This window comes from Streptomyces sp. SID14478, from assembly GCF_010548525.1.
GTDB lineage: Bacteria > Actinomycetota > Actinomycetes > Streptomycetales > Streptomycetaceae > Streptomyces.
In genome coordinates, this window is sequence record NZ_JAAGMG010000208.1 from 1 (window position 1) to 10,865 (window position 10,865).

Below are 10,865 nucleotides of genomic sequence, written 5' to 3' on the forward strand. Positions count from 1 at the left end.
CCGGGTTCTCGGCCTGGGCGGCGCGCACCAGACCCCACACCGCCGATCCGGCCGGGTCGGTCACCGCGGTTCCGCCCGCGGCCACCGCGCCCCGGGTCGCGACGACGAGCCGCGACTCCTCCAGCGCGTCCGCGTCGAGCCACGCCTGCAGCACGCCCAACACCTTTGACGACAGGGCGAGTACGGCGTCGTCGCCCTCCGCGCCGACGGCCTCCAGGACCGCCACCGCGGGTGCGGCACCGCTCGCGGCCACGGCCGCCACGTCCTCGGCCGAGGTCACCGGCAGCCATGACGGCGGAAGGTCCGAGTCGGGCGGCGCGGGCAGGTCGGTCCACTCCAGGCGGAAGAGCGCGTTGGCGACGGCCGCATCGACCGGCGTCTCCAGCTGTTCGGCGGAGACGGCCCGGGACACCAGCGAGTCCAGCGTCACCACCGGCCCGCCGGCCTCGTCGGCCGCCTGGACCGACAGCGCGTCCTGTCCGTTCGGCGCGATGCGCACCCGCAGCGCGGAGGCGCCCGAGGCGTGCAGCACCAGACCGTTCCAGGCGAAGGCGAGGACCGGTGCCGCGGGGTCGTCCGCGTCGCCGGACGCCGCGTTCCCGATGGTGGCGGCCTGCAGGGCCGCGTCGAGCAGAGCGGGGTGAACGCCGAACTTCTGTGCCTCCGCGCGCAGTTCGTCGGGCAGCGCGACCTCGGCGAAGACCTCCTCGCCGCGCCGCCACACCGCGCGCACGCCCTGGAAGGAGGGGCCGTAGCCGTAGCCGCGCTCCACCAGGTCCGCGTAGAAGTCGCCGACCTCGACCTGCTCGGCGCCGGGCGGCGGCCAGGCGGCGAAGTCGACGGCGGTCTCCTGCGCCGGGCGCGCGGGCGACAGCGTGCCGGTGGCGTGCCGCGTCCACGCCGCGCCGTCCTCGTTCGCGTCCTCGCGCTGGGAGTAGATCTCCACCGTGCGCGCGGCGCCGGCGTCGGGGGCGCCCAGGGCGACCTGGACGCGTACGCCGCCCTGCTCGGGCACCACGAGGGGCGCCTCGATGACGAGCTCTTCGAGGGCGCCGCACTCGGCCTCGTCACCGGCGCGCACGGCCAGTTCGACCAGACCGGAGCCGGGGAGGATGACGACACCGCCGACGGCGTGATCGGCCAGCCAGGAGTGGGACTTGAGCGAGAGCCGCGAGGTGAAGACCAGCCCGTCGGACTGCGGCAGCCGCACCACGGCGCCGAGCAGCGGGTGGTCGGCCGTCGTCTGGCCGAGGGAGGCGGCGTCGGTCGCCGCTCCCGTCTCGTGCAGCCAGTAGTGCTGGTGGTCGAAGGCGTACGTGGGCAGGTCGACCCGCGCCGAAGAGGCACTGACGGGCAGGATGCCCGTCCAGTCGACCTTGACGCCGCGTACGAACACCTCCGCCATCGACGTCAGCAGACGGCGCAGACCCCCGTCATCACGACGCAGCGAACCCGTCACCACAGTGGCAGTACCGCTATCGCCCTCATCAAGAACGTCGGTGATCGGCTGCACGAGGACCGGATGCGCACTGACCTCGATGAACGCGCCGTAGCCCTGCCGGACCAGCTCGGCCACGGCCGGGCCGAAGCCGACCTGGCTCCGCAGATTCCCGTACCAGTAAGCGCCGTTGAGGACATCGGCGTCCTCGACCCAGCCACCCGTCACCGTCGAGAAGAACGGGATAGCCGGGGCCTGCGCCTCGATGCCGGACAGGGTCTGGGCGAGGACGTCCTCGATGTCCTCTACGTGCCGGGTGTGCGAGGCGTAATCCACCGCCACGCGGCGCACCCGGACACCGTCAGCGGACAGGGCCGCAACCGCCTCGTCCAGAGCCTCCGCGTCGCCCGCGATGACGACCGAGTTCGGGCCGTTGACGGCCGCGACCTCGACCCGGTCCGCCCAACGCCCCAGACGCGCAACCGCCTCCGCCTCGCTCAACGCCACCGACGCCATACCGCCACGACCGGCCAACCGCTCACCGATCGCCTGACTGCGCAGTGCCACCACCCGGGCCGCGTCGTCGAGCGACAACGCACCGGACACACACGCCGCCGCGATCTCCCCCTGCGAGTGACCCAGCACCGCGTCAGGACGCACACCCACCGACGACCAGACAGCGGCAAGCCCCACCATCACCGCGAAGCTCGCCGGCTGCAGCACGTCCACCCGCTCCAACAGCTCGGGCGAAGCCTCCCCGCGCAGTACGTCGACGAGCGACCAGTCGATGTACGGGGCCAGGGCGCTCGCACACTCCGCGATGCGCTCCGCGAACACCGGCGAGGAGTCGAGCAACTCCCGGCCCATGCCAGCCCATTGGGATCCCTGACCCGGGAACACCCACACGACCTTGCCCGACGTGCCCGAACCCGAGACGACACCGGCCGCGCTGTCGCCGTCGGCCAGCGCCCGCAGTCCGGCCAGCGCCTCCTCGTGCGAGCCGGCCACGACCACGGAGCGGTCGGTGAGGAGCGCACGGTGGGAGACCAACGACCCGGCCAGCGCCGCCAGCGGCAGCTCCTCGCCGTCCTCGACCAACGCCGCCAGGCGCTCGGCCTGGCCCACCAGCGAGGCGGCGCCGCGCGCGGACACCACCAGGGGCACCACACCGCCCGCGGCCGTCTCCTCGGGCTGCGGTGCCGCGTCGGCGGGCGCCTCCTCCAGGATCAGGTGCGCGTTCGTGCCGCTCACGCCGAACGCGGACACGCCCGCCCGGCGCGGGCGGTCGCTCGACCACTCGCGCGCCTCGGTGAGCAGTTCCACGGCGCCCGCGGACCAGTCGACCTGGGACGTCGGGGCGTCCACGTGCAGGGTCGCGGGCATCACGCCGTTGCGCAGCGCCTGCACCATCTTGATGACACCGGCGACGCCCGCGGCGCCCTGGGTGTGCCCGATGTTGGACTTCAACGAGCCGAGATACAAGGGCTGTTGGGGATCGCGGTCCTTGCCGTACGTGGCGAGCAGCGCCTGCGCCTCGATCGGGTCGCCGAGGACCGTGCCGGTGCCGTGGCCCTCCACGACGTCCACGTCCGACGCGTTGAGGCCCGCGCTCGCCAACGCCCCGCGGATCACACGTTGTTGGGCTGGCCCGTTCGGGGCGGTGAGACCGTTGGAGGCACCGTCCTGGTTGACCGCGCTGCCGCGCAGGACCGCCAGGATCCGGTGGCCGCGCTCGCGGGCCACCGACAGGCGCTCCAGGACGACCACGCCGACGCCCTCGGCCCAGCCGGTGCCGTCGGCGCCGTCCGCGTACGCCTTGCAGCGGCCGTCACCGGCCAGGCCGCGCTGGCGCGAGAACTCCACGAAGGCACCGGGATTGGCCATGACCGTCGCACCGCCGGCCAGCGCCATGGAGCACTCGCCCTGGCGCAGCGACTGCGCCGCGAGGTGCATGGCCACGAGCGACGACGAGCACGCCGAGTCGATGGTGACGGCCGGGCCCTCGAAGCCGAGGACGTAGGAGACGCGGCCCGAGGCCACGCTCGTGGATCCGCCCGTGCCGGCGAAGCCCTCCAGTTCGGGTGTCACCACGCTGGCGCCGGGGGCGACATAGCCCTGGCCGAACAGCCCGGTGAACACGCCGACGTCGGCGCCCTTCAGCGAGAGCGGATCGATGCCGGCGCTCTCCAGCGCCTCCCAGGAGGATTCGAGGAGCAGCCGCTGCTGCGGATCCATCGCGAGGGCCTCGCGCGGCGAGATCCCGAAGAACCCGGCGTCGAAGAGGCCCGCCTCGTGGAGGAAGCCGCCCCGGTCCGTGTACGAGGTGCCCGCGCGCTCGGGGTCCGGGTCGAACAGGCCCTCCAGGTCCCAGCCGCGGTCGTCCGGAAAGCCCGTCACGGCGTCGCGGCCGTCCCGGACCAGGTTCCACAGGTCCTCCGGGCCCGCCACTCCGCCCGGCAGCCTGCACGCCATGCCCACCACGGCCACCGGCTCGCGGGAAGCGTCGACGAGGCGGCGGTTCTGCTTCTTCAGCGAGCCGACCTCTTCGAGCGATGCCCGTAGCGCCTCGACGACCTTTTCGTACGACGCACTCACTTGAATCCCCAATCTTTCCGGTGTCGCGGAGTTAGTTGTCGCCGAGCGCCAGGTGGACGAGGTCGTCGACGTTCAGGTCGGCGACCGCCGTCTCCTCACCGGCGTCGTCGGGCGCGGCGGTCGCCGGATCGCTGTCGCCGAGGGCGGCGAGCTCGACCAGGGCGTCCATCAGTCCGGCGTCCCGGAAGCGGGCCAGCGGAAGGGAGGCGAGCGCGTGCCGCAGCCGTACCTCGTCCACGTCCGGGCCGGCCGTGCCGCCGTCCGGGACGAGTTCGGCGTGCAGGTGGCGGGCCAGGGCCTGCGGGTTCGGGTAGTCGAAGACCAAGGTGGCGGGCAGCTTCAGGCCCGTCGCCTCGCGCAGCCGGTTGCGCAGCTCCACCGCGGTGAGCGAGTCGAAGCCGGTGTCCTTGAACGCGATGTCGGCCGGTACCCCGTCCGCCCCGGCGTGCCCGAGTACGACCGCGGCCTGGGTACGGACCAGGTCGACGAGGGTCTTCTCCTGTTCGGCGGCGCCGAGTCCGGAGATCTTGCGCAGCAGCCCGCCGTCGCCGGCGGTACCTGTCCGCGCCTGCTGCCGGACCGCGCGGACCAGGCCGCGCAGCAGGTGGTGCACTCCCCCGCCGGCCGCCGCGTCGGCGCGCACCGCGCGCAGGTCCAGCTTGGCGGGTACCAGGAGGGACCGTGCGGATCCGACCGCGGCGTCGAAGAGCCGCATGCCCTCGGCCGTGCTCATGATCTGCAGGCCTCCGCGCCGGCCCATCCGGGACCGGACGAGGTCGTCGGTGTCGGCCGCCATGCCGCCGCCGGACTGGTCCCACAGCCCCCAGGCCAGGGAGAGACCGGGCAGCCCGGCCCCGCGACGCTCGGCCATCAGACCGTCGAGATAGGCGTTGGCGGCCGCGTAACTACCGCTGCCCGCACCCATGAAGACGCCCGAGACGGACGAATAGACGACGAACGCGTCGAGATCCAGGCCCCGGGTCAGCTCGTCGAGATGACGGACCGCGTCGACCTTCGGCGCGAACACCCTCGCCAGGCGCTCCGGGGTCAAGGTCCCGATCACACCGGCGTCCAGGACACCGGCCGTGTGCAGCACGCCGCGCAGCGGATGCTCCTGCGGGACCGAGGCCAGCAGGGCGGCCGCCTGGTCGCGGTCGGAGACGTCGCAGGCCACGACGGAGACTGCCGCGCCCAGCCCGGTCAGCTCGGCGACCAGTTCCCCGGCGCCCTCGGCGTCGGGGCCCCGGCGGCTGGCGAGGACGAGGTTGCGCACGCCGTACTCGGTGACCAGGTGCCGGGCCGCGAGTGCGCCCAGGGATCCGGTGCCGCCGGTGATGAGGACCGTACCCTCGGGGCCGAACACGCCTTGCGCCGCGGTGACTTGAGCGCGCGCGATGCGCGGTACGAAGAGGCCCGTGCCGCGCACCGCGAGCTCCGGCTCGTCGGCGGCGAGGGCCGCGCCCAGGACTGCTCCCAGTCCACCGACGCCCGCGCCTGCGCCAGCACCTGCCTCTGTCTCAGTGTCTGTGTCTGTGTCTGTGTCTGTGTCTGTGTCTGTGTCTGTGTCTGTGTCTGTGTCTGTGTCTGTGTCGATCAGGACGATCCGGTTGGGGTTCTCGGACTGGGCGGCGCGTACGAGTCCCCATACCGCCGCACCGGCCGGATCGATCACCGCGCCGTCACCAGCGGGCACCGCACCCCGCGTCGCCACCACGAGCCGCACATCGTCCAGCCCATCAGCAGCCAGCCAGGCCTGCACCACCCCCAACACCCGCGCGGACAACGCCAATACAGCGCCCTCGCCATCCCCGCCGACCGCCTCCAAAACCGCTACCTGTACGCCCCCGGCCAGACCCTCCACGTCCTCCGCACCGGACACCGGCGCCCAGGACGGCACGTCCAACACCTGCTGCGTCAAAGGCAGTTCACTCCAGTCCACCTGGAACAGCGCCTCGGCGACCGCCGAGCCACCGACGCCCGCCAGCTGCTCGGCGGTCAGCTCCCGAAGGGCCAGCGAGTCCACCGACACCACCAGGCCACCGGTCTCGTCCGCCGCCTCCAGCGTCAGCAGGTCCGGGCCACCGGCCCGCAGGCGGACGCGCAGGGCGGAGGCGCCGACGGCGTGCAGCACCAGGCCGTTCCAGTCGGACGGCCGGCGCACCGCGTCGCCGCCGACCGTCGCGCCGCCCAGGGCGTGAGCGTGCAGAGCCGCATCGAGCAGCGCCGGGTGGATGCCGAACCCCGCAGCGTCCTTTCGCTGTTCCTCCGGCAGGGCGACCTCGGCGAAGACCTCCTCGCCGCGCCGCCACAGTGCGCGTACGCCCTGGAAGGCGGGGCCGTACTCGTAGCCCTGCGCGGCCAGGCCGGAGTAGAAGCCGTCGGCGTCGACGGGCTCCGCGCCGGCCGGGGGCCAGGCGGCGAAGTCGAAGTCCGTGCCGGGCCGGGTGGCCGCGGCCGACAGCGTGCCGGTGGCGTGCCGCGTCCAGGCGTCGCCCTCGTCGGTCGCGTCCTCGCGCTGCGAGTGGATCTCCAGGGTGCGCGTGCCGTTCTCGTCCGGTCCGCCCACGGCGACCTGCACGCGTACGCCACCGCGCTCCGGGACGATCAGCGGCGCCTCGGTCACGAGCTCCGCAAGAACCCCGCAGCCTGCCTCGTCACCGGCCCGCACTGCCAGCTCGGCCAGGGCCGTGCCGGGGAGCACGACAGAGCCGCCGACGAGATGGTCGGCCAGCCAGGAATGGGACGCGAGGGAGAGCCGCGAGGTGAACAACAGGCCGTCGGAGTGCGGCAGTCGGACCAGCGCCCCGAGCAGCGGGTGATCGACCGCCGCCTGCCCGAGCGACACCGCGTCGGTGGCGGCGCCCGCCGTGTGCAGCCAGTAGTGCTGGTGGTCGAAGGCGTACGTGGGCAGGTCCACCTCTGCGGCCGTGGCGTCGGCGGGCAGGGTACCCGTCCAGTCCACGGGGACGCCGCGCACGAACAGCTCGGCCATCGACGTCAGCAGGCGGCTCGGACCACCGTCGTCACGACGCAGCGAGCCCGTCACCACGGTGGCGGTGCCGGTGTCGCTCTCATCGAGAATGTCGGTGATCGGCTGGACGAGGACGGGGTGCGCACTGACCTCGACGAACGCGCCGTGGCCCTGCCGGACCAGCTCGGCGACAGCCGGGCCGAAGCCGACCTGGCTCCGCAGATTCCCGTACCAGTAAGCGCCATTGAGGACATCTGCGTCCTCGACCCAGCCGCCCGTCACCGTCGAGTAGAACGGCACCAGCGGCGCCTGCGCCTCGATACCGGACAGGGTCTCGGCGAGGACGTCCTCGATGTCCTCCACGTGCCGGGTGTGAGAGGCGTAATCCACCGCCACGCGACGCACCCGGACACCGTCAGCGGACAGGGCCGCAAGCACCTCGTCCAAGGCCTCCGCGTCACCAGCGACGACGACGGAGTGCGGGCCGTTGACCGCGGCCACCTCGACCCGGTCCGCCCAACGCCCCAGACGCGCAACCGCCTCCGCCTCGCTCAACGCCACCGACGCCATACCTCCACGACCGGCCAACCGCTCACCGATCGCCTGACTGCGCAGCGCCACGACCCGGGCAGCGTCCTCCAGGGACAGAGAACCCGCGACGCACGCCGCCGCGATCTCCCCCTGCGAGTGACCCACCACCGCATCTGGCAACACACCCACCGACGACCACACCGCCGCAAGCCCCACCATCACCGCGAAACTCGCCGGCTGCAGCACATCCACCCGCTCCAGCAACTCCGGCGAAACCTCCCCGCGCAGCACGTCGACCAGCGACCAGTCGATGTACGGGTCCAAAGCGCTCGCACACTCAGCGATCCGCTCCGCGAACACCGGCGAAGAGTCCAACAACTCCCGCCCCATGCCCGCCCATTGAGACCCCTGGCCCGGGAACACCCACACGACCTTGCCCGACGTCCCCGAACCCGAGACGACACCGGCCGCACTCTCGCCAGCGGCCAGCGCCCGCAATCCGGCCAGCGCCTCCTCCCGCGAAGCGGCCACCACCACTGCCCGCTCCCCCAGCAGCGCCCGGCTCGTCACCAGCGCGTCGGCCACCGACGCCAGGGAGATCCCTTCGGCCCCTTCGACGTAGGCGGCGAGGCGCTCGGCCTGCCCCGCCAGGGATGCGGCGTTGCGCGCGGACACCACCAGCGGCACCGCACCGCCCGCATCCACACCCGCATCCCCACCCGCTTGCGCTCCCGCGGTGCTGTCCGCATCCGTGTCCGGGACCGAGCCCAGCCCCGGAGCGTCCTCGGGCGCCTCCTCCAGGATCAGGTGCGCGTTCGTGCCGCTGATGCCGAACGACGAGACCCCGGCCCGGCGCGGACGGCCGGCGCGCGGCCACTCGTGCGCCTCCGTCAGGAGCTCGATCGAGCCGTCCGACCAGTCCACCTTCGTCGTGCGCTGCCCCGCGTGGAGCGTGGGCGGCAGTACGCCGTGGCGCAGCGCCTGCACCATCTTGATCACACCGGCGACGCCCGCGGCGGCCTGGGTGTGTCCGATGTTCGACTTCAACGAGCCGAGCCACAAAGGCTGCTGGGGGTCGCGCCCCTTGCCGTACGTGGCGATGAGCGCCTGCGCCTCGATCGGGTCGCCGAGGACCGTGCCGGTGCCGTGGCCCTCCACGACGTCCACCTCGGACGGGGCGATCCCCGCGCCGGCCAGGGCCTTGCGGATGACGCGTTGTTGGGAGGGGCCGTTCGGGGCGGTGAGACCGTTGGAGGCGCCGTCCTGGTTGACGGCGCTGCCGCGCAGGACCGCAAGGACCTTGTGGCCTCGCTCGCGGGCCACCGACAGGCGCTCCAGGGCGACCAGGGCGACCCCCTCCGAGAGGATGGTGCCGTCGGCGTCGTCCGCGTACGCCTTGCAGTGGCCGTCGGCGGCCAGGCCGCGTTGGCGTGACATGCCGAGGACGCCGATGGGCGAGCCCATCACGGCGACGCCGCCGGCCAGCGCCATGGAGCACTCGCCCTGCCGCAGCGCCTGCGCGGCAAGGTGCATCGCGACCAGGGACGAGGAGCAGGCCGTGTCCACGGTGACGGCCGGGCCCTCGAAGCCGAAGACGTACGAGACGCGGCCCGATGCCACGCTTCCGGCGGTGGCGGTGGTGGCGAAGCCCTCCAGTTCCGCGGGCAGGTGCGTCAGGGACTCGACGTAGTCGTGGATGGAGACGCCGGAGAACACGCCGATGCTGTCTCCGCGGGCCGTGTCGGGGTCGATGCCCGCGCGTTCCAGGGCCTCCCAGGCGGTCTCCAGGAGGAGGCGCTGCTGCGGGTCCATCGCGAGGGCCTCGCGCGGCGAGATCCCGAAGAAGCCCGCGTCGAAGAGCCCGGCGCCCTCCAGGAAGCCGCCCTTGGTGGCGTACGACGTACCCGCCTTGTCGGGGTCGTCGTCGAAGAGGGCGTCCAGGTCCCAGCCGCGGTCGTCCGGGAAGGCGGACATGCCCTCGCGGCCCTCCTGCACCAGGCGCCACAGGGATTCGGGGCCGGTGACCCCGCCGGGCAGGCGGCACGCCATGCCGACGATCGCGATCGGCTCGTCCGGGTCCGCGGCGAAGGTCGTGGTCGTGGCGGGGACGTCGGTGGCCGCGCTGTCGCCGAGCTCCTCGCGCAGGTAGGCGGCGAGGGCCTGCGGGGTCGGGTAGTCGAAGATCAGGGTCGCCGGGAGCTTGACGCCGGTCGCCGCGCCGAGCCGGTTGCGCAGCTCGACGGCGGTCAGCGAGTCGAAGCCGATGTCGCTGAACCCCTTGGTGCCCTGCGTCAGTTCGGGGCTGGTGAAGCCGAGCACGGCGCCCGCCTCGGCCTGCACCACGGACAGCAGGACGCTCTCCTGCTCGCCCTGGGACAGTCCGGCGAGCCGGCGCACCAGGGCGCTGCTGTCCCCGGCGGCCGCCCGCGCGGTGCGCCGGCCCGCCCGGACGAGGCCGCGCAGCAGGTGCTGCACTCCCCCGCTGTCCGCGGCCTGTCCGCGCAGCGTCTTGAGGTCCAGCTTGATCGGTACGAGGAGCGCCTGGCCCATGTGCAGGCCCGTGTCGAAGATGCGCAGGCCCTCGGCCGGGGTCAGCGCGCGGACGCCGCCGCGGTTCATGCGGGCCTGGTCCACGGCGCTCAGGTGCGCGGTCAGGCCGTCGGCCTGCTCCCACAGGCCCCAGGCGAGGGAGAGACCGGGCAGCCCGGCCGCGCGGCGCTGGGCCATCAGGCCGTCGAGGAAGGCGTTGGCGGCCGCGTAGTTGCCCTGCCCGGCCGAGCCCATGAGGGCGGCGGCGGACGAGAAGACGACGAACGCGTCCAGGTCCAGGCCGCGCGTGAGCGCGTCGAGGTGGCGTACGGCGTCGACCTTCGGGGCGAAGACGCCGGCGAGACGCTCGGGGGTGAGGGTGGCGATCACGCCGTCGTCCAGGACGCCCGCGAGGTGCACCACGCCGGTCAGGGGATGCGTGTTCGGTACGGAGGCGAGGAGGGCCTCGACGTCGCGGCGCTCGGAGACGTCGGCGGCCACGACGGCCACCTCGGCGCCCAGCTCGGCGAGTTCGGCGACCAGTTCCCGTACGCCCTCGGCGGCGGGGCCGCGGCGGCCGGCGAGGACCAGGTGGCGTACGCCGTGGCGGGTGACCAGGTGCCGGGCCACGAGGGCGCCGAGCGAGCCGGTGCCGCCCGTGAGCAGCACCGTGCCCTGCGGCGCGAACACGTCGGGCTCGTCCGGGACCTGGCCGGTGACGCGGGCCAGTCGGGGCGCGCACAGCCGGGTGCCGCGTACCGCGATCTGCGGCTCGTCGGCGGCGAGGGCCGCGCCCAGGAC

Annotated in this window: 2 protein-coding genes; both read right to left on the reverse strand. The window is 73.5% G+C overall.

What is annotated here, in order from left to right:
- The coding region (locus G3I40_RS07370; protein ID WP_164301348.1) for a type I polyketide synthase at positions 1–4,033 on the reverse strand (4,033 nt) is incomplete at its 3' end.
- 31 nt (positions 4,034–4,064) lie between these two features.
- Positions 4,065–10,865 (reverse strand): type I polyketide synthase (locus tag G3I40_RS07375; protein WP_164301349.1); only part of this gene is annotated, 6,801 nt, incomplete at its 5' end.